At 59.6% G+C, this 22,180-nt stretch carries 17 protein-coding genes, 4 tRNA genes and 3 pseudogenes; 19 read left to right on the top strand and 5 right to left on the bottom strand.

Annotated elements, in window-relative coordinates:
* Window position 1: 1 nt before the first annotated feature.
* Window positions 2-1,546 (bottom strand): IS66 family transposase, encoded by a 1,545-nt coding sequence (gene tnpC, locus MB84_RS23380; protein WP_046290069.1) that lies wholly within the window; start codon window positions 1,544-1,546, stop codon window positions 2-4.
* Between the two features lie 51 nt (window positions 1,547-1,597).
* On the bottom strand, window positions 1,598-1,945 hold the full coding sequence (gene tnpB, locus MB84_RS23375) for an IS66 family insertion sequence element accessory protein TnpB (RefSeq protein WP_046290068.1): 348 nt from the start codon (window positions 1,943-1,945) through the stop codon (window positions 1,598-1,600).
* A 268-nt stretch (window positions 1,946-2,213) separates the two neighbouring features.
* On the opposite strand from tnpB, the gene MB84_RS23370 reads away from it, so the two are divergent.
* Window positions 2,214-3,479: an IS256 family transposase gene (locus MB84_RS23370; protein WP_046290067.1), complete on the top strand. Its 1,266-nt coding sequence runs from the start codon at window positions 2,214-2,216 to the stop codon at window positions 3,477-3,479.
* A 6-nt stretch (window positions 3,480-3,485) separates the two neighbouring features.
* Here MB84_RS23370 and MB84_RS29190 read toward each other — a convergent pair whose 3' ends face one another.
* Window positions 3,486-3,812, bottom strand: a complete 327-nt coding sequence (locus MB84_RS29190) for a transposase (RefSeq protein WP_245725588.1) — start codon at window positions 3,810-3,812, stop codon at window positions 3,486-3,488.
* Window positions 3,813-3,888: 76 nt separating this feature from the next.
* Here MB84_RS29190 and tnpC (MB84_RS23365) point away from each other — a divergent pair.
* Together tnpC (MB84_RS23365) and MB84_RS23360 are read left to right on the top strand one after the other, a co-directional pair.
* Window positions 3,889-4,395 (top strand): annotated as a pseudogene (tnpC, locus tag MB84_RS23365) (IS66 family transposase); the annotation flags it as partial.
* A 155-nt stretch (window positions 4,396-4,550) separates the two neighbouring features.
* Window positions 4,551-5,573, top strand: a complete 1,023-nt coding sequence (locus MB84_RS23360) for an IS110 family RNA-guided transposase (protein WP_046293183.1) — start codon at window positions 4,551-4,553, stop codon at window positions 5,571-5,573.
* 326 nt (window positions 5,574-5,899) lie between these two features.
* Here the strand turns inward: MB84_RS23360 and istB are convergent, their stop codons facing one another.
* Together istB and istA are read right to left on the bottom strand one after the other, a co-directional pair.
* Window positions 5,900-6,721 (bottom strand): IS21-like element helper ATPase IstB, encoded by an 822-nt coding sequence (gene istB, locus MB84_RS23355; RefSeq protein WP_044453167.1) that lies wholly within the window; start codon window positions 6,719-6,721, stop codon window positions 5,900-5,902.
* A complete protein-coding gene (istA, locus tag MB84_RS23350; protein WP_044458677.1) occupies window positions 6,718-8,211 on the bottom strand; it encodes an IS21 family transposase in 1,494 nt (497 codons plus the stop codon). The genes istB and istA overlap by 4 nt, the downstream gene beginning before the upstream one ends.
* Before the next feature lie 157 nt (window positions 8,212-8,368).
* On the opposite strand from istA, the pseudogene MB84_RS23345 reads away from it, so the two are divergent.
* The 16 genes and pseudogenes from MB84_RS23345 to rpoB form a co-directional block, all read left to right on the top strand.
* Window positions 8,369-9,538, top strand: a pseudogene (locus MB84_RS23345) (IS3 family transposase); the annotation flags it as partial.
* A 289-nt stretch (window positions 9,539-9,827) separates the two neighbouring features.
* Window positions 9,828-10,913 carry an IS110 family RNA-guided transposase gene (locus tag MB84_RS23340; protein ID WP_046289963.1) on the top strand — a complete coding sequence of 362 codons (1,086 nt, stop codon included), beginning with the start codon at window positions 9,828-9,830 and terminating at the stop codon, window positions 10,911-10,913.
* Between the two features lie 16 nt (window positions 10,914-10,929).
* Window positions 10,930-11,220, top strand: a pseudogene (locus MB84_RS29185) (transposase); the annotation flags it as partial.
* Between the two features lie 133 nt (window positions 11,221-11,353).
* On the top strand, window positions 11,354-12,118 hold the full coding sequence (locus MB84_RS23335; protein ID WP_052652717.1) for a glycosyltransferase family 25 protein: 765 nt from the start codon (window positions 11,354-11,356) through the stop codon (window positions 12,116-12,118).
* Window positions 12,119-12,280: 162 nt separating this feature from the next.
* Window positions 12,281-12,366: transfer RNA gene (locus MB84_RS23330), tRNA-Tyr, on the top strand.
* A 75-nt stretch (window positions 12,367-12,441) separates the two neighbouring features.
* Window positions 12,442-12,515, top strand: a tRNA-Gly gene (locus MB84_RS23325).
* A gap of 31 nt (window positions 12,516-12,546) precedes the next feature.
* Window positions 12,547-12,621: transfer RNA gene (locus MB84_RS23320), tRNA-Thr, on the top strand.
* A 72-nt stretch (window positions 12,622-12,693) separates the two neighbouring features.
* Window positions 12,694-13,902 carry an elongation factor Tu gene (gene tuf, locus MB84_RS23315; RefSeq protein ID WP_046290065.1) on the top strand — a complete coding sequence of 403 codons (1,209 nt, stop codon included), beginning with the start codon at window positions 12,694-12,696 and terminating at the stop codon, window positions 13,900-13,902.
* A gap of 64 nt (window positions 13,903-13,966) precedes the next feature.
* A tRNA-Trp gene (locus MB84_RS23310) sits at window positions 13,967-14,042 on the top strand.
* Between the two features lie 22 nt (window positions 14,043-14,064).
* Window positions 14,065-14,445, top strand: a complete 381-nt coding sequence (secE, locus tag MB84_RS23305) for a preprotein translocase subunit SecE (protein WP_039393786.1) — start codon at window positions 14,065-14,067, stop codon at window positions 14,443-14,445.
* Window position 14,446: 1 nt separating this feature from the next.
* Window positions 14,447-15,004 carry a transcription termination/antitermination protein NusG gene (gene nusG / locus MB84_RS23300; RefSeq protein WP_046290064.1) on the top strand — a complete coding sequence of 186 codons (558 nt, stop codon included), beginning with the start codon at window positions 14,447-14,449 and terminating at the stop codon, window positions 15,002-15,004.
* A gap of 143 nt (window positions 15,005-15,147) precedes the next feature.
* On the top strand, window positions 15,148-15,579 hold the full coding sequence (rplK, locus tag MB84_RS23295; protein ID WP_039393782.1) for a 50S ribosomal protein L11: 432 nt from the start codon (window positions 15,148-15,150) through the stop codon (window positions 15,577-15,579).
* The gene (gene rplA, locus MB84_RS23290) at window positions 15,579-16,274 is read left to right on the top strand and encodes a 50S ribosomal protein L1 (RefSeq protein WP_046290063.1); all 696 of its coding nucleotides are present in this window, start codon (window positions 15,579-15,581) and stop codon (window positions 16,272-16,274) included. Before rplK ends, rplA begins: the two co-directional genes overlap by 1 nt.
* A gap of 322 nt (window positions 16,275-16,596) precedes the next feature.
* The gene (rplJ, locus tag MB84_RS23285) at window positions 16,597-17,094 is read left to right on the top strand and encodes a 50S ribosomal protein L10 (protein WP_046290062.1); all 498 of its coding nucleotides are present in this window, start codon (window positions 16,597-16,599) and stop codon (window positions 17,092-17,094) included.
* 60 nt (window positions 17,095-17,154) lie between these two features.
* On the top strand, window positions 17,155-17,532 hold the full coding sequence (rplL, locus tag MB84_RS23280) for a 50S ribosomal protein L7/L12 (RefSeq protein ID WP_046290061.1): 378 nt from the start codon (window positions 17,155-17,157) through the stop codon (window positions 17,530-17,532).
* Between the two features lie 528 nt (window positions 17,533-18,060).
* Window positions 18,061-22,167: a DNA-directed RNA polymerase subunit beta gene (rpoB, locus tag MB84_RS23275; protein WP_046290060.1), complete on the top strand. Its 4,107-nt coding sequence runs from the start codon at window positions 18,061-18,063 to the stop codon at window positions 22,165-22,167.
* Window positions 22,168-22,180 lie beyond the last annotated feature (13 nt).

The raw sequence follows: 22,180 nt of genomic DNA, 5'->3' as shown, positions 1-22,180 counted from the left end.
CTCAGGCGGCGTGCTGCTCGACGTGTTCGGCTGACATCAGGCTCCACGGCAGCAACTCGTCGATGCGGTTGATGGGATGATCGGCGATGCGCTCAAACACCGTGCGCAGGTACGCAAACGGATCGAAGCCGTTCAGGCGTGCAGTACCGATCAGGCTGTAGATCACCGCCGCGCTTTCGCCGCCGCCGTCTGAGCCTGCGAACAGATAATTGCGCCTGCCGAGGACCAGCGGCCTGATCGCACGCTCCGCCGTATTGTTGTCCACCTCGACGCGCCCGTCTTCGCAATAGTGTGTGAGTGCGTGCCAGTGCCCCAGCGAGTATCTGATCGCCTTGGCCAACCCCGACTTCGTCGAGACCTGTGAGAGCGAGTGTTCGAGCCAAGCCTTCAGCTCGGTGAGCAACGGTGCCGAGCGTTGCTGACGCGCAGACAGGCGCACGTCCGGCGTCTGGCCGCGAACCTCGCGTTCAACAACATATAGCGCCCCGATGCGGCGCAGTGCTTCTTCGGCAATCGGTGAGCTGTCCAGCTTGTACAGGTCGTAGAACTTGCGCCGCGCATGCGCCCAGCATCCGGCCTCGATGACCGTGCCGTCACGATACAGGGCGTCATACCCGCTGAAGGCATCTGCCTGCAGGATTCCCGTGTAGCCCGCCAGATGTTCCCGAGGTCGCTCCCCTTTGCGGTCGGGTGAGTACCTGTACCAGACTGCTGGTGGCGCACGGCTTCCTGCCGGGCGGTCATCGCGCACATAGGTCCACAGGCGCGCCGTGCGTGTCTTGCCACGCCCCGGCTCCAGCACAGGCATGGGCGTGTCGTCGGTATGGATCTTGTCTGCATCGCGCACGTAACGACCAAGTGCATCGGACAGCGGTTGCAGCAGCGCAGCTGCTTCACGCACCCACGAAGCCAGTGTTGCCCGATCCAGTTCGATGCCCGCGCGTCGATAGATGCCGGCCTGCCGGTAGAGCGGCGTATGGTCAGCGTACTTCGCGACGACGACCTGTGCGAGCAGCCCCGCACCCGCCATCGAGCGTGCTATCGGCCGCGAAGGTGCCGGCTCCTGCACGACTGCGGCACAGCGCGGGCAGCTCAGCTTCGGACGGACGTGACGCAGTACCTTGAAGTAGCCGGGCACATAGTCGAGCACCTCCGAGACGTCCTCGCCGAGTGCTCGCATCTGTTTGCCGCACTCCGGGCATCCGCAGTTTGACGGCGCATGCACAACCGTTTCGCGAGGAAGATGGGCAGGGAAGTGCCGCGACTTGCGGCGCAGCGGGACAACGTTCGTTGTGGCTGATGTATCAGCAGCCGTATCAGCATCGGGCACCTTCGACGTCGCGGTCATGGCCGATTCAGCAGCGGGCAGTTCACCGAGCGCGAGCTGCAACTGGTCCATCAGTTCGGTCATGCGCTCCGATGACCGCCCATACTGCCAACGCTTGAGTCGCGAGATCTCGGCCAGCAACTGTGCGATGGTCTCGTCGCGCGAAGCAACGATTCGCTTGAGTGCGGGGATGTCATCGGGCAGATGGCTAGCTGGCATGCGTGCCAGTGTAAATGAAGCCCACGGGTTTGTGGACCCTCGCTTCCCCCTTTACGCCGCGTGCGTCGGCTGCCACGTCCGCTCGGGATGCCGCCAATCAATCCCCTCGAGCAGCATCGACAGTTGGGCGGCAGATAGATGGACCGTTCCTGAATCCGCTTGTGGCCACACGAAGCGTCCGCGCTCGAGTCGTTTCGCGTACAGGTTCATGCCGTCGCCGCTCCACCATAAAATCTTGATGAGGTCACCGCGACGCCCGCGAAACAGGAAGATGTGCCCCGAGAAGGGGTCACGTCCGAGTGCTGACTGCACCAGTGCGGCAAGCCCATCCATGCCACGGCGCATATCGGTAATGCCCGCTGCCAGCCAAACGCGGGTACCGCTTGGCGGCGCAATCATGCTGGCATCAGGCAGCGCAGCACGAGGCGCAACTGCACGGGGTCGACCATGCCCGTGACACGTACACGGGCACCGTTTAGTTCAATTTCGATGCCCGATGCTGCCGGCACGCTCTCGCGATGTGGCTCGACAGACTGTAGAGGAGCTATTGTCGAATCTGGTGTACGGGGTGCTTTGGGAAATATGAGAAGGCGGTGGCGGTTTAGCTGAGAATGTTGCTTGTCGAAGGCACACCGAGCAAAGCCGGCGCGAGCCGGCCCCGACCACCATGAAGAAGATTACGAAAGAAACGAACGGCAGTAAAGCACAAACGAAGAGCGCGCTCGATGAACTGATCCAGCAAGGCGCGCGGCAGATCATCGAGCAGGCAGTCGAAGCGGAACTGGCGAGCATGCTTGAACAGTACAGCAACGTGAGGTCGATCGACGGTCGGCGTGCCGTGGTGCGCAACGGCTACCTACCAGAGCGCGAAGTCGTCACGGCCATCGGTCCGGTGCCGGTTCGGGTACCGAAGGTGCGTGATCGCTCGGGTTCGGGCATCCGCTTCAATTCGGCGGTCGTGCCGCCGTACGTTCGCAAATCCGCACGCGTGTCGGCCGCACTACCGTGGCTGTACCTGCGAGGCATCTCGACGGGCGACATGAGCGAAGCCATGGGCATCATGCTGGGCGGCCAGGTCAGCGGCCTGTCGCCAAATGTGGTGAGTCGTCTGAAGGCGCAATGGGCCGATGAGCATGCTCAGTGGAATCAGCGTGAGTTGTCGTTGGCGCGCTGGGTGTACTGGTGGGCTGACGGCATTCACACCGGCGTGCGCAGCGACGATTCCGACGGCCAGTGCCTGTTGGTGATCATTGGTGTCAAACCGGACGGAACGAAAGAGCGTGTGGCGATCAGTGACGGGTATCGGGAATCGAAGGCGTCGTGGGCCGAACTGCTGCTCGATCTGAAAAAGCGCGGTCTGCAGTCAGGGCCGCTGCTGGCTTGCGGAGATGGTGCGATGGGATTCTGGGCAGCGATGGAAGAAGTGTTCCCGCAGACCGAGCATCAGCGCTGCTGGTTCCACAAGATGGGCAACGTGCTCAACGCGCTGCCGAAATCGCAGCAGGCCCGCGCCAAAAAGGCGATGCAGGACATTTGGATGGCCGCCACGCGTGCCGAAGCGCTGGTTGCCTTCGATCACTTCGTTGATACCCACTCGGCAAAGTATCCGAAGGTGGTCGAAAAGCTGACGCAAGATCGCGACGAGCTGCTGGCATTTTACGATTTCCCGGCCGAACACTGGCAGCATCTGCGCACGACGAATCCGATTGAATCGACCTTCGCGACGGTGCGTCACCGCACCAAGCGCACGCGCAACTGCGTCTCGCGCGCGACGTTCCTCGGCCTGGCATTCAAGCTGATCGAGTCGGCCGAAGACTCGTGGCGGCGCATCCGCGCCCCCGAAAAGATCGCGACGATGCTTGACGGGATGACGTTCAAGGATGGAGAGCCGGTGACCGACAGCACACCGGCTCAGCAGCCCCTGGCCGCCTAATCTTGCTCACGCCCCGTACACCAGATTTGACTTTAACTCCTGTAGAGCGGGCGACACCGGTTCTGCTCTCTCGCCGCTCGGTGCATCAGGTAGCGCTACGGGCAGCAACACCGCTGTGCTGTGCCCCGTCCCTTCAAAAAGTCCCGCTCGCAGTTGCCGACGCCACTTGAACACCATATTCGAATTCAGCCCGTGCACCTGCGCGAGCTTGGCCACCGAAATACCCGGCTCGCATGCCGCGACGGCAACTTGCCGTCGGTACTCTGGTGTGTAATTCGGTCTGCCTTTACGGTTCGAAGGCTTTACATTCCGTGTGTCCAAAGTAGTCCCCACCACTTGAAGTAACGGACATCACTTTGGACACCGCAGGAACCTTTGTCCATGCGGCCTTCAAGTCACGCTTACGCACGACACGCGCCGGAAACCCAAACGCTTGCCATTGCCGGAGCGCTTGCCACGAACAGAGATTCACCACGAGCCGGAGAGTATCGTTTGCACCTGCGGATGTGAGCGGGTACGCGTGGGCGAGGACATCAGCGAGAAACTCGACTACACGCCCGGCGTCTTTACGGTGGAGCGCCACATCCGAGGCAAGTGGGCCTGCAAGGCTTGCGAGACGCTGATTCAGGCACCCGTGCCGGCGCACGTGATCGATAAGGGGATTCCGACGACGGGCCTGCTCGCGCAGGTGCTGGTCGCGAAGTTTGGCGATCACCTACCGCTGTACCGGCAGGAACGTATTTTTGTCCGCGCGGGCCTGGCGATCCCGCAATCGACCCTGGGTGCCTGGGTAGGCGCGTGTGGGGTGCAGTTGCAACCGCTGGTCGACGCGTTGCGTGAGGCCCTGCTTGCCCAAGCGGTATTGCATGCCGACGAGACGCCGGTGCAGATGTTGGCACCGGGCAAGGGCAAAACCCTAGACAGATGGTATGAACGCCGCCCTCCCTTCGCGCTGGATTCAGGCCCCGGACACGGAAGTGACTTTGGGAGTGTTGGGTCCCTCCAGAACCGAATGGCATCAATGTGCCAAAGTGGAGGTGTCGCGACCACTTGAGGAACGGAGGGACCATCATGAATACTACGACGTTCGGGCTCGACATTGCAAAGCGGGCTTTCCAGATGTATTGGGTCGAAACGGAAACGGGAGAGATTGTGAACCGGCGGTTCACGAAGCAACAGGTTATAGAATTTCTTGGCCAGCGACCGGCCGGACGGGTGGCTTTGGAAGCCTGCGGAAGTGCGCACTGGTGGGCACGCAAGATCGTAGCGCTGGGTCATGAAGTCGTATTGCTGCATGCGAGATTCATCCGCCCGTTCGTCCAGAATAACAAGACCGATGCGACGGACGCTCGTGCGATCTGGACGGCAGCACAGCAACCCGGCATGCGTTCGGTAGCACCGAAGACAGCGGATCAGCAGGCCACGCTGGCCCTGCATCGCATGCGTTCACTGCTAGTCAAGTCACGTACCATGCAAGTCAACCAGTTGCGCGGCCTGCTGTACGAATTTGGCGTGACGCTCAAAGCGGGTCGCGTCGCCGGCCTTGCCGAGGTCCGCGAGCGACTACATGAAATCGAAGAGGTCGTTCCGGGCACGTTGTTCGATGCGCTGCGCGACCAGCTTCAGCACATCGAGCGGATCGACGGCGAGATCAGGAAACTCGAGAGACAGATCGTTGCCTGGCAACGACAGGAGGCGGCATGTCAGCGGGTCGCTACGATTCCAGGTATCGGACCATTGACGGCGACAGCCCTGGTCGCGACGATCGGCGATCCTGCTGCATTCAAATCCGGACGTGAGCTTGCCGCGTACCTCGGCCTGGTTCCCAGGCAAAGCGGTACAGGCGGCAAGGTACGGTTGGGCGGCATAAGCAAGCGCGGCGACAGCTATATACGCATGCTACTGATTCACGGTGCACGAGCGGTCATGTTCAAGAGCAGGAGCAAGGGCGCCTGGAGCGAGCAACTGTCCCTGCGTCGGCCTACGAATGTGGTTGCCGTCGCGCTGGCAAACAAGATGGCGCGAACAGCGTGGTCGTTACTCGCGCACGACAAAACTTACCAGACAGACTACGCAGCACAAAGGGCTAGCTGAAAAGCAGGGGTATCGAGCACGAGTCACGCAGACAGGTTGCGAAGGTCGATAACGATGTGATGGCGAGACAGGTTGGTCCGCAAGAACGTAAGCCTGATTGACGCTGTGCGCTTCGAGCGCGCTAGACAGTAGAGGTCGTTCTTGGCGAATTCCATCAGGGCGCGCAGGCTGGCCTGCAGACGCCGGATATAAGCCTGCAACCAAATTCTCGTCCAATGTCACAACGATATTACCTTGCAAGCCGGGCGGCGTTCATATAAGCGTCAAGCAGCATGGCCGGTCAGCGACAACTATCTTGGCCGGTCAACGGGTGTAGTTGTCGCTGGTTAAGAGGCCATAGTTGTCGTTCCTCCTTCGCAATTGTCGTTAGGTAATTGACGCCGGCGGGCGCTTTGTTTGTCGCTGGCCTTACGACGGCGATAGCTTTCGACGTTGAGCTCGAAGATCGTCGAGTGATGGACGAGCCGGTCGATAGCGGCGATCGTCATGCCCGGATCAGGGAAGACATCGTTCCATCCAGAGAAGGGCTGGTTGGCCGTAATCAGCAGGCTTTTGCGCTCATATCTCTCGGCGATCAGCTCGAACAGCACGCTGGTTTCGGCCTGGTCCTTGCGAGCGTATGACAGGTCATCCAGGATGATGAGATCGAAGCGATCGAGCTTCGCGAGCGCGGACGGCAGTTGCAGGCTTTGGCGCGCGGCCTGGAGCTTCTGGACAAGTTCAGCGGTGCGCGTGAACAGCACGCGATAACCGGCGTCGATCAACGCATGACCGAGGGCTGAGCCCAAATGACTCTTGCCGCCGCCCGGCGGGCCGAACAGGAGAATTGTGGCGCCTTTCTCCAGCCAGGATTCTCCGGTGGCCAGCGCCGTAACATGCGCCTTCGAGACCATCGGCACCATGCCGAAGTCGAAGGTAGCAAGCGTCTTCGTCGGGTCCAGATGCGACTCGGTACGGTGCCGCTCAATGCGTCGTTTGGCGCGTTCGGCCAGTTCGTGCTCAAGCAGCGCCCCAAGCAATCGCGTAGCGGGCCAGCCTTCCTTGTCAGAGCGCTCAACGAACTCGGGCCATAGCCTGCCGATCGTCGGCAGGCGTAACTCGTTCAACATCAGGGCCAGACGGCCGTTGTCGTGGGCAGGGGCGTTCATGCTGCCACCTTGTCGAGAAGCTCGTCATAGAGCGCAACGGGCGGCATCTCGACCACCACCTCGGGACATAGGGCCTGACGCGGCGCGAATTCATTGCACAACTGCTTTAGATCGGGCAGCTCGCCTGCTGCGAGCAACGCATCAAGCCGTTCGGCCAATAACGCCTCAACGCCGTGGTGGCCCGCGAGTTCAAGCAGACCCACCATGGTCTTGCAGGCCTGCCGTTGCGTCAGTTGCGCCTCCAGCCGCTCCCAGGTCCGGCGGTAGGCCTCGCGAGGAAACAGTGCGTCACGAAACGCGAGCCCTTTGAACGCTTGTGGCTTGCGTCGCAGCGAGTCGATGAAGTGTCGGTAATCAAGCGCGTGGCGGTTGTCGGCGGCACGGGAGCCTCGCGGGGTGCTATGCACCAGTGCGCCGGACAGGTAGCAGTCGAGCCGGTCACCGTAGACCCGCACCTTCAAGCGGTGGCCGATCAGGCGCGACGGCGCACTGTAGAGGATCCCGCGCACGGTGAACGTGCTGCAGCGGGTCACGCGTGCCTCTTCCTCGACGAAGTCAGTGGTACGACGTTCAGGCAGATCCTGCAGCTGTGCGCGCTCGATGCGAAACGCTGCGGCGTTGCGCCGGTTTCGACGCATCACCACCTCGCGTACGAACTCATCGTAGGCAGGCCGGTCAGCGAAGTCACGATGGCCGCGAAGCATCAATGCCTGCTCGAGCGCTTCCTTCAGATACCGATGCGAGGATTCCACGCTGCCGTTCTCATGGCCCAGGCCGCGATTGTTGCGCGTGCCATTCATGCCGTAATGGTCGAGCAGCGCTGCGTAACGCGCCGTGAAGTCCTCCTGCTCCGTCAGGTTCTTGAAGGCGGCCGACAGGCTGTCAGATCGATGTTCACGGGGACAGCCGCCCGCCTGCCATAGCGCGTTCTGCAATCCGGCCGCGAGGGCTTCGAAACTCTCGCCCCCCTCAACCACGTTCGCGTACTCCCAGCGCGAGAACGCCAGCACGAAGTGATACAGCCGGTGACCGAACGGGGCGCCACCGATCGTCACGCACAGCTTGCTCATATCAGTGAAGTCCGACAGTCCGCGCACACCGGGCTGATGCTCCTGCGGGAAGAACACCTCTTGAGTGGGGCCCTCGAGAGCGCGCCACTGGCGAATACGCCGCTCCAGCGTGCGCCGCATACTATCGGGATAACGATCCGGGTGATCATCTTGCAGCTTGCGTAAGACCGTGATGCCCATCAGGTGGGGCGAGTTACGCAGCAGCGGCACGACTTCGCGGTCCCAGACGTCGACAAACGGATCGGGACGGGTCCGCCAGGAATGCCGCGGCTTCTGGGATGGCAAAGTGGCGTCACGTTCGATACGGCGTGCCGTACGCACGCTGATGCCGGTCTTGGCGGCCGCGACTTCCTGCGGGTGGTGTTTGCGCTTGTTCATGTAGAGACGAACCTGTTGGTCGGTAATGCGGGTTCCAGACATGAGCTGACCGCTTCCTCAAGCTTCGGTCAGTTCATCCTAAGCCCCGTCGACCCGGCGTCGCCGGTGGCTCGTCGTCTCCGGCGGCTACGCCGCCTCCAACGCCTCACCACCGGCCAAAACAATCGTCAACGACCGGCCAAGATAATTGTCGCCGCCCAAGTTGGGTTACCCGACGAAGAATTCTCTCAAGGCGTGGTGTAACGAATTCGAGAAGATTGGCGATCTGCAGAGGGGGTATGTTCGCGTAAAGCCGAAGTACTCAGAAGAACAGAAGAACGTAGCACTCGAGCATTACGTCAACCACGGGCGCTGCTTCGCCTTCACCCTCAGGACATTGGGCTATCCCTGTCGCCAGATACTAACGGAGTGGGTTCGCGAGCGCTATCCGGAAACCAGGAAATGCGTGGTTGGCAAGGCCGGTCGACCAACTGCTTCATTGGTGTCCAAGCAGGCTGCGGTGTACGAACTGTGCACACGGGAAGGAAGTGCAGAGGCGGTGGCCCGAAAGCTGGACGTCGACAGGGTGACGCTGTACAACTGGAAGAACCAGTTACTCGGCCGAGAGGCTCCTGCATCCATGAAACGCGACAAAGGCTCGCCCGCAGAGACAGATCGGGACGAACTGGAACGGCAGGTCGAAGCGCTCCAGCGCAAAATTCGCAATCTGCAGCTTGAACAGGACCTGTTGAAGAAGGCGAATGAACTCCTAAAAAAAGACCTGGGCGTCGACCTGCAACTCCTGAGCAACCGGGAGAAGACGACGCTGGTTGACGCCCTGAGAGAGCAGTACGTTTTGGCTGAGCTGCTTGAGCAGCTGGACTTGGCGCGCAGCTCCTATTTCTACCATCGGTCGCCCATGCGGGTTGCCGACAAATATGCCGAAGTTCGTCGTACCGTTGCGGAAATCTTCGAGGACAATCACCGATCCTACGGCTATCGTCGGGTGCAGGCAGCGCTCAGCAGACAACGCGTGTTTCTATCGGAGAAAGTCGTGCGTCGCCTCATGAAACAAGGCGGCCTCTACGCGGCGAGGCCCAAGCGGCGCCGATATCGTTCTTATGTCGGGGAAATTAGCCCTGCCCCAGATAACATCATCAATCGCGATTTCCACGCTACCGCCCCCAACGAAAAGTGGCTGACGGATATCTCCGAGTTCCAGATCCCGGCCGGGAAGGTATATCTATCGCCGATGATCGACTGCTTCGATGGCATGGTAGTCAGTTGGTCGATTGGCACAAGCCCCGACGCCGAGCTCGTGAATACCATGTTAGATGCGGCTATCGAGACCGTGACCGAGGACGATGAGAAGCCGATCGTACATTCCGATAGTAAGAATACGGGTATCAGATGTTTCCGGGCTTCTCGCGGCTTTCAATGAGGGCTGTCCGGCGACTTTTGGTGCCGTAAAGCGTTCCGGGCGACCTGACCCACATTCCGATCGACGTAGTGTCTTTCCCCTGACCTGTCGATCGTCCGGAACCGCCGAGCGGCGAGGTTTCGCCTCGTCGATACGTGTGACTCAAGAAGGGCCTGACGCTCTGTCGCTTTACTGTCTTGTCCAGGTACTCGATGCCGGTGAAATCGCCTCAATCTCATCGGCAACCGGAGCAAGGCTCATGAAAGAAGAACCGGCTATTTCTGGATATCGCAACGTTGTGGGCGGCGTGGATACCCATAAGGACGTGCATGTTGCAGCTGTCGTTGACGAACACGATCGTCTGCTCGGCAGTGAATGCTTCCCTACCACGCGGCATGGCTACAAACAGATGCTGCTCTGGATGCGCTCATTCGGAGAGCTTGCCCGGGTTGGCGTCGAATGCACCGGCTCCTACGGAGCGGGCTTGCTTCGCTACCTTCAACTGGCCCACGTAACGGTGCTTGAGGTCACGGCACCCGACAGGAGCGACCGGCGCAAACGCGGCAAGGACGACACGCTGGACGCTTGCAACGCGGCGCATGCTGCCTTTGCTGGTGTGCGTACAGTCACGCCCAAGACACGCGACGGCATGATTGAATCGCTGCGCGTTCTGAAAGTCTGCCGGAAGACCGCCATCTCCGCGAGGCGCGTTGCATTGCAACTAATTCACAGTACCATCATCAGCGCGCCTGACGAGTTACGCGAATCGCTGCGCAAGATGACACGGATGCAGCTTATTCGAACATTGGCCGCGTGGCGTCCCGATCTGTCTGACTATCGGAGCCTGATCTCTGCCAACCGGATTGCATTAAAATCACTGGGGCGTCGGTATCTCGAGTTGCACGACGAGATCGCCGACCTCGATGTCATGATCGCGGCTCTGGTCGATGAACTCGCCCCCGATCTGGTCTCCCGGTATTCAATTGGCTATGAGTCCGCTTCGCAACTGCTACTGACCGCTGGCGACAACAGCGACCGGCTTCAGTCAGAGGCCAGCTTCGCCGCCCTCTGTGGAGTGAGTCCCGTCCCGGCGTCTTCTGGCAAGGTGACACGACATCGACTGAATCGCGGTGGAGATCGCGCGGCCAACAGCGCCCTGCACATTATCGCCATCGGTCGATTGCGAACCGACGATCGCACAAAAGCCTATGTCGCCAAACGCGTCAGCGAGGGCCACTCAAAGCTTGAAGCGATTCGATGCCTCAAGCGCTATATCGCACGAGAGGTCTTCTACGCCATCCGGCAACGTTACCGCCAGATCGCGCAGACCCAATTTACCTCTTGACCTTTAGAAGGGCGTCCGGGGTGGCCACTACCGTTGGCCTGGCTGGCTATCGCGAGTTGCAAAGGCTAATCTGATCCGATCCATGTCGCGTAAAGCCTGCTCACCAGACAATGCGGCCTGTGAGGGATTCTTCGGAAGGCTGAAGACCGAAATGTTCTATCCAGGGGACTGGCGTTCGACGACCATCGTGCAATTCGTAGAGGCACTGAACGCCTACATTCGCTGGTACAACGAAAAGCGGATCAAGGGCTCCCTTGGCTATCTCAGCCCCATCGAGTACCGTGAAAGCCTCGGGTTAACGACGTAAAACAGTCCAAGAAAATAGCCGCATCCCCGGTGGGTCAGTTTTACATCGGCGCTAACATTTATGCTGACAGCTGTTTCGAACAGCAATATGAGCATGCCGCATTCTCGATGTGGTGCTTACGCAGCGTACAAAAATGAACCAGGTATGTGTCCCGGGGTTGCGTCTTCCTCCCGTTATCGTCGTGTCGTTAGTGGGCAGCCATGAGCGTCGTGCTCACATCACTGCGCAACTGACCCAGGCGAGCGTCCCATTCAGATTCTTCGATGCTCAGCGCATTGACCGATATCCGGTGACGTACGACGAGGCGACTCGCCTCAAAATGTATTCCAACCACCTGACGCTCGGAGAAGTGGGCTGCTATGACAGCCACTATCGCATCTGGGAAGCGCTGGCGCGGTCAAATGACGATATCTGGTGTGTCCTGGAAGACGACGTCGAGCTGACGCCCGACTTCTCCGGCCGCCTTGCCGCGGCGCTGGACGTCTCGATCCACTGGGGGATCATGAGACTAAAGAGTGGCGGAGATTCCGGGCGCTGGAAGGTGGGCGACCTCCCAGATGGCAGCATCCTCCATGACCACCGCAAGCAGCCTGGTGGCACGCAGGGCTACCTCATTCGTCGCGACGCTGCGTTGGCCCTGCTGGACTACGCCAAACGGATGATCCATCCGGTCGACGACATGCTGAACCGCACTTGGGAACACGGCGTCCGGATGATCTCGATGTCGCCGGACATCGTTGTGGATGTGGGAAATGATCTCGGTACGACGATCACTGGCCGCCGAAAGGCGGAGCGGAGTCTCACACAAAAGCTGCGGCGAGAGTTTTACATGGCAAGAGACTGCCTGAGCAGCCACCTGCACGTTATGCGCAGACGACTGTTAGCGGGCGCTCGCTGACCATGCTTCGTCGATTTGCCGAAATTCAAGATAGTCCGACAAATCAAAGAGTTGCCGCGTTCTCGTGATTTTTTTCGGGCCGCAGGCATAGAAACTGCATATTTAATGCGTGGAAGGTGTTGACAAGGCAAGGGGACATCTCCATAATTGCAAATTCTCTGCGGAGGGGTGCCCGAGTGGCTAAAGGGGGCAGACTGTAAATCTGTTGGCTTACGCCTACGTTGGTTCGAATCCAACCTCCTCCACCAGAATGCGGAAGTGATGAGCGCCGGAAACATAAGTTCTCCGGCGCTTGTTACCAAGTGGCGAGAGTCGAAATCCAAGCGGGTGTAGCTCAATGGTAGAGCAGAAGCCTTCCAAGCTTATGACGAGGGTTCGATTCCCTTCACCCGCTCCAGGTGACGCGCAGAAACAGTAGTACAGGATTCGCCCATGTGGCTCAGTGGTAGAGCACTCCCTTGGTAAGGGAGAGGTCGGCAGTTCGATCCTGCCCATGGGCACCAAAAGATAGTGTGAAGCGCGGCAATCAACATGCCGAGCAACCTCGGCAATAGATAACCCGTTAGGAGTCGGAAATGGCAAAGGAAAAATTCGAGCGGACTAAGCCGCACGTGAACGTCGGTACGATTGGCCACGTTGACCACGGCAAGACCACCCTGACGGCTGCTATCGCAACGGTTCTGTCGGCCAAGTTCGGCGGCGAAGCCAAGAAGTACGACGAAATCGACGCGGCGCCGGAAGAAAAGGCACGTGGTATCACGATCAACACGGCACACATCGAGTACGAAACGGCTACGCGCCACTACGCACACGTTGACTGCCCGGGCCACGCCGACTACGTCAAGAACATGATTACCGGTGCTGCCCAGATGGACGGCGCAATCCTGGTTTGCTCGGCTGCTGACGGCCCGATGCCGCAAACGCGTGAGCACATCCTGCTCGCCCGTCAGGTCGGTGTGCCGTACATCATCGTGTTCCTGAACAAGTGCGACATGGTCGACGACGCCGAGCTGCTCGAGCTGGTCGAAATGGAAGTTCGCGAGCTTCTCTCGAAGTACGACTTCCCGGGCGACGACACGCCGATCATCAAGGGTTCGGCCAAGCTGGCGCTGGAAGGCGACAAGGGCGAACTGGGCGAAGTGGCGATCATGAACCTGGCCGACGCGCTGGATTCGTACATCCCGACGCCGGAGCGCGCTGTTGACAAGCCGTTCCTGATGCCGGTGGAAGACGTGTTCTCGATCTCGGGTCGCGGCACGGTGGTCACGGGTCGTATCGAGTCGGGCGTGGTCAAGGTCGGCGAAGAAATCGAAATCGTCGGTATCAAGATGGACGGCGACAAGCCGCACATCGACAAGACGACCTGCACGGGCGTTGAAATGTTCCGCAAGCTGCTCGACCAAGGTCAGGCAGGCGACAACGTTGGTCTGCTGCTGCGCGGCACGAAGCGTGAAGACGTTCAGCGTGGTCAGGTTCTGGCCAAGCCGGGCTCGATCAAGCCGCACATGGAATTCACGGCCGAAGTGTACGTGCTGTCGAAGGACGAAGGTGGTCGTCACACGCCGTTCTTCAACAACTACCGTCCGCAGTTCTACTTCCGTACGACGGACGTGACGGGCTCGATCAGCCTGCCGGCCGACAAGGAAATGGTCATGCCGGGCGACAACGTGTCGATCAGCGTCAAGCTGATCGCCCCGATCGCCATGACCGAAGGTCTGCGCTTCGCAATCCGCGAAGGTGGCCGTACGGTTGGCTCGGGCGTCGTTGCTAAGATCGTAGCTTAAGCCGGTACCTTAACGGTCCGCGCTTACGGGGTCAGCTTTTGGCAGCTGACCTCTCTGCTGTTTTAGGGGTATAGCTCAACTGGCAGAGCGTCGGTCTCCAAAACCGAAGGTTGGGGGTTCGATTCCCTCTGCCCCTGCCAAACAACTGTCTGCAAGCTGGAAATGGCGAATTCTCCCGTAGAAACTGTACGTACGACTGGCGACAAGCTGCTGCTGGCTCTGGCCGGGCTGCTGGTGATTGCTGGCGTCGTGGCGTTCTACGCTTTGGAGCAACAAGCACTGTATGTGCGCGTTGCTGCCATCGTCGTCGTTCTGGCCATCGCAGCAGGTGTTGCATTGGCATCGCAAACTGGCAAAGGCTTCCTGGCTTTTGCCAAGGATGCGTATCGGGAAGTGGGTAAGGTCGTTTGGCCGACCCGTAAAGAGGCTGCCCAAACGACCGCGATTGTCTTCGCGTTCGTCATCATCATGGCGCTGTATCTGTGGATCAGCGACAAGACGATCGAATGGGCAGTGTTCTCTTTGATTCTTGGCTGGAAGTGATATGTCTGATACCGGAGCTGCACCGAGCAAGAAGCGCTGGTACGTCATTCATGCCTACTCCGGCATGGAAAAAAGCGTAGCCAAGCAACTGCAAGAGCGCATTACGCGCGAAGGCATGCAGGATTACTTCGGTCAGATTCTTGTCCCGACCGAAGAAGTTGTTGAAACCACGGCTGGCCATAAGAAGGTCACCGAACGTCGTTTCTTCCCCGGCTATGTGCTGTGTGAGATGGAAATGACGGATGAATCGTGGCACTTGGTGAAGAACACCCCCAAGGTCACGGGCTTTATCGGCGGAACGGGCACCCGTCCGGCACCGATGATGCAAAAAGAAGTCGACCGAATCATGTCGCAAATCAAGGATGGGGTTGAAAAGCCGCGTCCCAAGACGTTGTTCGAAGTGGGCGAGCTGGTTCGAGTCAAGGATGGTCCTTTTACGGACTTCAACGGCTCGGTGGAAGAAGTGAACTACGAAAAGTCCCGCCTCCGTGTCTCCGTCACCATTTTCGGACGGGCAACTCCGGTAGAGCTGGAGTTCGGACAAGTCGAAAAGATCTAAGAATAAAATGCGCCGGCGCGACGTCCGGCGCGTTTTTGCGTTGGTGACACCCGTCGCCGAGGAGCGTCAGTAGCCCGTTTTTGGTGAACGCGCGCTATGACTCAACCCCGAATATGCGCCACATATTCGTTCCGGAGTAAACCATGGCAAAGAAAATCATCGGCTTTATCAAGCTGCAGATTCCTGCAGGTAAAGCCAATCCGTCGCCCCCCGTGGGCCCGGCCCTGGGTCAGCGTGGCCTGAACATCATGGAGTTCTGCAAGGCGTTCAACGCGCAAACGCAGAGCCTCGAACCGGGTCTGCCGATTCCGGTGGTGATCACCGCTTTCGCGGACAAGAGCTTCACGTTCGTCCTGAAGACCCCGCCGGCAACGGTGCTGATCAAGAAGGCTGCCAACCTGCAAAAGGGTTCGGCCAAGCCGCACACCGACAAGGTGGGCAAGATCACCCGCGCACAAGCGGAAGAAATCGCGAAGACCAAGATGCCTGACCTTACCGCCTCCGATCTGGACGCCGCGGTTCGCACCATCGCTGGCAGCGCACGTTCGATGGGCATCACGGTGGAGGGTCTGTAATGGCTAAGATCTCGAAGCGTCAACAAGCACTGGCCGCAAAGGTCGACCGCAACAAGCTGTACCCGGTCGGCGACGCTCTGGCCCTGGTCAAGGAATGCGCAAGCGCCAAGTTCGACGAGTCGATCGACGTCGCCGTACAACTGGGCGTGGATGCGAAGAAGTCGGACCAAGTGGTTCGCGGTTCGGTCGTTCTGCCGGCCGGTACCGGCAAGTCGGTTCGCGTGGCTGTTTTCGCCCAAGGCGAAAAGGCCGAGCAAGCCAAGGCTGCCGGCGCTGAAATCGTCGGTATGGAAGACCTGGCCGAGCAGATCAAGGCCGGCAACATGGACTTCGACATCGTGATCGCTTCGCCGGACACGATGCGTATCGTCGGTACGCTGGGTCAGATCCTCGGCCCGCGCGGCCTGATGCCGAACCCGAAGGTTGGCACGGTCACCCCGGACGTTGCTACGGCAGTGAAGAACGCCAAGGCAGGTCAGGTGCAATACCGTGTCGACAAGGCCGGTATCATCCACGCCACGATCGGTCGCGCTTCGTTCGAAGCCGCTGCTCTGCAGCAGAACCTTTCGGCTCTGCTGGAAGCCCTGACGAAGTCGAAGCCGGCTTCGAGCAAGGGTGTCTACCTGCGCAAGATCGCCCTGTCGAGCACGATGGGCGTTGGCGTGCGTGTGGACCAGGCCAGCCTGTCGGCCTAAGCGATAAATATCGCAATCGCAGGGTGATGGCGTCCCCTGCGATGGCTGAGATCCTTGAGATCGACAGCCTGTAGCAAAAGACTTTGGGCGGAAGCGGATTCTTCGGAAGACGCTTCCGGTTATCAAAGACCGTTGGCGGGAATGGGCATTCACTGACGCTCCCTTAATACGCCAGCCAACGCAGATGGCGAACCCGAACAAGTTATGCAGTCACACCGTCGCACGCGGGCAACCGGGCGCGAGGGTTGAAACTCCAGACATGTCGGTAAGCCGTTAGTGGAACGGCATCACCATGAGGTGATGTCAATTTTGGAGGTTAACCGTGGCACTTAATCTTGATGATAAGAAAGCCGTCGTGGCAGAAGTATCGGCGCAAGTCGCCGGCGCTTCGACCATCGTTGTGGCTGAATATCGCGGAATCACGGTTGGCGATCTGACGAAGCTTCGCGCCAATGCGCGTCAGCAAGGCGTCTACCTGCGCGTTCTGAAGAACACGCTGGCACGCCGTGCAGTGGAAAACACTGCATTTGCTGACCTGGCTGAGCAGATGACCGGTCCTCTGATCTACGGTATCTCGACGGATCCCGTAGCCGCTGCGAAAGTCTTGAACGACTTTTCGAAGGGCAACGACAAGTTGATCTTGAAGGCCGGCTCGTACGACGGCAAGGTGATGGACAAGGCAGGCGTGCAAGCGCTGGCCTCGATCCCGAGCCGCGACGAACTGCTCGCGAAGTTGCTGGGTGTCATGCAAGCGCCGGTTTCCGGCTTTGCTCGCGTCCTGGCTGCCGTGGCAGAGAAGAAGCAAGCGGAAGCTGCTTAATTCTCTCCCCGGTTACACGATCGCTGACTTCGGTCCGAACACAATCTAGGAGTTTTACAAATGGCAATCACGAAAGACGAAATCATCGAAGCCGTAGGCGCGATGTCGGTTATGGAACTGAACGACCTGGTCAAGGCGTTCGAAGAGAAGTTTGGCGTGTCGGCTGCCGCGATGATGGTCGCTGGCGGTGCTGCTGGCGGCGGTGCTGCTGCAGCTGCTGAAGAGCAAACCGAATTCAACGTCATCCTGGCAGAAGTCGGTGCAAACAAGGTCGGCGTCATTAAGGCCGTCCGCGAAATCACCGGCCTGGGCCTGAAGGAAGCCAAGGATCTGGTTGATGGCGCTCCGAAGGCTGTCAAGGAAGGCGTCGACAAGGCTGCTGCTGACGAAGCCAAGAAGAAGCTGGAAGAAGCCGGCGCCAAGGTCGAAGTTAAGTAATTCGACTCTGCGCGTAGGGAAGGCTGGCGACGAAATGTCGTCAGCCTTTTTGTGCTTTCAGGAGATGCAAATCCCAAAACCGGGATTCCAAATTCGAAAGCGGGCTTGAAGTCGAGCCAAGTGTTTGAAAATGAAGTGATTTCGCTGTGCCACGTGTGACTCGTACGGTTTCAAACGGGTGTTTACCCGGCGAGACGAGTTCAGAGACATGCGATAGCGGCCGACGTGCCGCGTTGGGGAAGTGAGCGAGAGGCCAAAGAAAAAATCGCGACGGGAAGCGTATTCGATGCGTCAGGCATCGGCCCGTGACGGTTTTCTCTTTGTCTTCTGAAGCGACTGCAGAAGGCAAGTTTGGTCGGGCGACGGGCAACACAGGCATCCGTCGCCGTCAGCCAGCGGTTGGTAGCGGCCAACCACCAAGCTCGTTGCTCCGCGGCAAGCCCGCCGTGGGGGACGTCTGGTCTCAGTCGATGAACACCCGTTGGCGATGCCTGCCGTCGTCGTCAGCGTAGTGATTCGGAGATCGTAATGCACTATTCCTTCACCGAGAAGAAACGCATTCGCAAGAGTTTTGCGAAGCGTCCGACCGTGCACAAGGTGCCGTTTTTGCTGGCCACCCAGCTCGCCTCGTACACATCGTTCTTGCAAGCCGATGCGCTTGCATCGGAGCGGAAGCCGGAGGGTCTGCAAGCAGCCTTCTCCTCCATTTTCCCGATCGTTTCTCACAACGGGTTCGCACGCCTGGAATTTGTCAGCTATTTGCTTGGCACGCCTGCGTTCGATGTCAAGGAATGTCAACAGCGCGGCCTGACCTTCTGCTCGGCCCTGCGCGCCAAGGTTCGTCTGGTGATTCTCGATAAGGAATCGCCGAACAAGCCGGTAGTCAAGGAAGTAAAGGAACAGGAAGTGTACATGGGCGAAATTCCGCTCATGACCTCGACGGGTTCCTTCGTCATCAATGGCACGGAACGTGTCATCGTCTCGCAGCTGCACCGTTCGCCGGGCGTGTTCTTCGAACACGACAAGGGCAAGACGCACAGCTCGGGCAAACTGCTGTTCTCCGCGCGTATCATCCCCTACCGCGGCTCGTGGCTCGACTTCGAATTCGATCCGAAGGACATTCTGTACTTCCGCGTTGACCGCCGTCGCAAGATGCCGGTCACGATCCTGCTCAAGGCCATCGGCCTGACGCCGGAACAGATCCTCGCGAACTTCTTCGTGTTCGACAACTTCAAGCTGATGCCGGAAGGCGCGCAGATGGAGTTCGTGCCGGAGCGTCTGCGTGGTGAAGTGGCTCGCTTCGACATCACGGATCGCGAAGGCAAGGTCATTGTCCAGAAGGATAAGCGCGTCAACGCCAAGCACATCCGCGACCTCGAGAACGCCAACACCAAGTTCATCTCGGTGCCGGAAGACTATCTCCTCGGCCGTGTGCTCGCGAAGAACGTGATCGATGGCGACACCGGCGAAGTGATCGCCAACGCCAACGACGAAATCACCGAAAGCGTGCTGCTCAAGCTGCGCGAGTCGGGCGTGTCGGACATCCAGACGCTGTACACGAACGATCTGGATCAGGGTTCGTACATCTCGGCCACGCTGCGTATCGACGAAACCGCCGACCAGACGGCCGCGCGTATCGCGATTTACCGCATGATGCGCCCGGGCGAGCCGCCGACCGAAGATGCAGTCGAGGCCCTGTTCAACCGCCTGTTCTACAGCGAAGAAGCTTACGACCTGTCGAAGGTGGGTCGTATGAAGTTCAACCGTCGTGTTGGCCGTGACGAAGTGCTCGGACCGATGACGCTGGAAGACGACGACATTCTCGCGACCATCAAGATCCTCGTGGATCTGCGTAACGGCCGCGGCGAAGTCGACGACATCGACCACCTGGGTAACCGTCGTGTGCGTTGCGTCGGCGAACTGGCGGAGAACCAGTTCCGCGCCGGTCTGGTGCGTGTCGAGCGTGCTGTGAAGGAACGTCTGGGTCAGGCCGAGTCGGAAAACCTGATGCCGCACGACCTGATCAACAGCAAGCCGATTTCGTCGGCCATTCGCGAGTTCTTCGGTTCGTCGCAGCTGTCGCAGTTCATGGACCAGACCAACCCGCTGTCGGAAATCACGCACAAGCGTCGTGTTTCCGCACTGGGCCCGGGCGGTCTGACGCGCGAGCGTGCAGGCTTTGAAGTCCGCGACGTGCACCCGACCCACTATGGCCGCGTGTGCCCGATCGAAACGCCGGAAGGTCCGAACATCGGTCTGATCAACTCGCTGGCACTGTACGCCCGCCTGAACGAATACGGCTTCCTCGAGACGCCGTACCGCAAGGTGGAAGACGGCAAGGTCACCGACCAGATCGACTATCTGTCGGCCATTGAAGAAGGTCGTTACGTGATCGCTCAGGCGAACGCGTCGATCGGCGCCAACGGCGAACTCACCGACGAACTCGTGTCGTCGCGTGAAGCCGGTGAAACGCTGATGGTCACGCCGGACCGCATCCAGTACATGGACGTGGCCCCGTCGCAGATCGTCTCGGTCGCAGCCTCGCTGATTCCGTTCCTCGAACACGATGACGCGAACCGCGCATTGATGGGTTCGAACATGCAGCGCCAGGCCGTGCCTTGCCTGCGTCCGGAAAAGGCGGTTGTCGGGACGGGTATCGAACGTACGGTGGCGGTTGACTCGGGTACGACCGTGCAGGCGTTCCGTGGCGGTGTGGTCGACTACGTCGATGCAGGCCGTGTGGTGATTCGCGTGAACGACGACGAAGCCGTTGCCGGTGAAGTCGGCGTGGACATCTACAACCTGATCAAGTACACGCGTTCGAACCAGAACACCAACATCAACCAGCGCCCGATCGTGGAAGTGGGCGATAAGGTTGCGCGCGGCGATGTGATCGCCGACGGCGCGTCGACCGACCTGGGTGAGCTGGCGCTGGGTCAGAACATGCTGATCGCGTTCATGCCGTGGAACGGCTACAACTTCGAAGACTCGATCCTGATCTCGGAACGTGTCGTTGCGGAAGACCGTTACACGTCGATCCACATCGAAGAACTGAACGTTGTCGCTCGCGACACGAAGCTCGGACCGGAAGAAATCACGCGCGACATCTCGAACCTGGCGGAAGTGCAACTGAGCCGTCTGGACGAGTCGGGCATCGTGTACATCGGTGCGGAAGTCGAAGCCGGCGACGTGCTGGTGGGCAAGGTCACGCCGAAGGGCGAAACCCAGCTCACGCCGGAAGAAAAGCTGCTGCGCGCGATCTTCGGCGAGAAGGCTTCGGACGTGAAGGACACCTCGCTGCGCGTGCCGTCGGGCATGAGCGGCACCGTCATCGACGTGCAGGTGTTCACGCGTGAAGGCATTCAGCGCGACAAGCGCGCTCAGCAGATCATCGACGATGAACTGAAGGGCTACCGCCTCGACCTGAACGACCAGCTGCGTATCGTGGAAGGCGACGCATTCCAGCGTCTGGAGCGTTTCCTGGTGGGCAAGACGGCCAATGGCGGCCCGAAGAAGCTCGCCAAGGGCACCAAGATCACCAAGGAATACCTGGCCGATCTGGACCGCTACCACTGGTTCGACATCCGTCTGGCGGAAGACGAAGGTGCGCAACAGCTCGAACAGATCAAGGAATCGATCGAGCAGAAGCGTCACTCGTTCGACCTGGCTTTCGAAGAGAAGCGCAAGAAGCTCACGCAAGGCGACGAACTGCCGCCGGGCGTGCTGAAGATGGTCAAGGTGTACCTGGCGGTCAAGCGTCGTCTGCAGCCTGGCGACAAGATGGCCGGTCGTCACGGTAACAAGGGTGTGGTCTCGAAGATCGTGCCGATCGAGGATATGCCGTACATGGCCGATGGCCGTCCGGCAGACATCGTGCTCAACCCGCTCGGCGTGCCGTCGCGGATGAACGTGGGTCAGATTCTCGAATCGCACCTCGGCTGGGCGGCGAAGGGTCTGGGCTGGCGTATCGGCGAAATGCTGCAAGCGCACACGAAGGTCCAGGAGCTTCGCAAGTTCCTGACGAAGATCTACAACGAGAGCGGTCAGCAAGAAGATATCGACAGCCTGTCGGACGACGAAATCATGTCGCTCGCTCGCAACCTGCAGAACGGTGTTCCGTTCGCGACGCCGGTGTTCGATGGCGCGCATGAAGAGGAAATCCGTCGCATGCTGGATCTGGCTTTCCCGGATCACATCGCGAAGGAACTCGGCATGACCCCGTCGAAGAACCAGGTCACGCTGTTCGACGGTCGCACTGGCGAAGCCTTCGAGCGTACGGTCACTTGCGGCTTCATGCACATGCTCAAGCTGCACCACTTGGTCGACGACAAGATGCACGCACGTTCGACCGGTCCGTACTCGCTGGTGACGCAACAGCCGTTGGGCGGTAAGGCTCAGTTCGGTGGTCAGCGCTTCGGTGAAATGGAAGTGTGGGCACTGGAAGCTTACGGCGCATCGTATGTGCTGCAGGAAATGCTGACGGTGAAGTCGGATGACGTGACGGGTCGTACGAAGGTGTACGAGAACCTCGTCAAGGGCGATCACGTGATCGATGCCGGCATGCCGGAGTCGTTCAACGTGCTGGTCAAGGAAATCCGTTCGCTCGGTATCGATATCGACCTGGAGCGCGGTTAATCGCGTTCAGGCA

This window comes from Pandoraea oxalativorans, assembly GCF_000972785.3.
Classification (GTDB): Bacteria; Pseudomonadota; Gammaproteobacteria; order Burkholderiales; family Burkholderiaceae; genus Pandoraea; species Pandoraea oxalativorans.
Note: the sequence above shows the minus strand (reverse complement) of the source record. Positions and strands in the feature narration are given on the sequence as shown.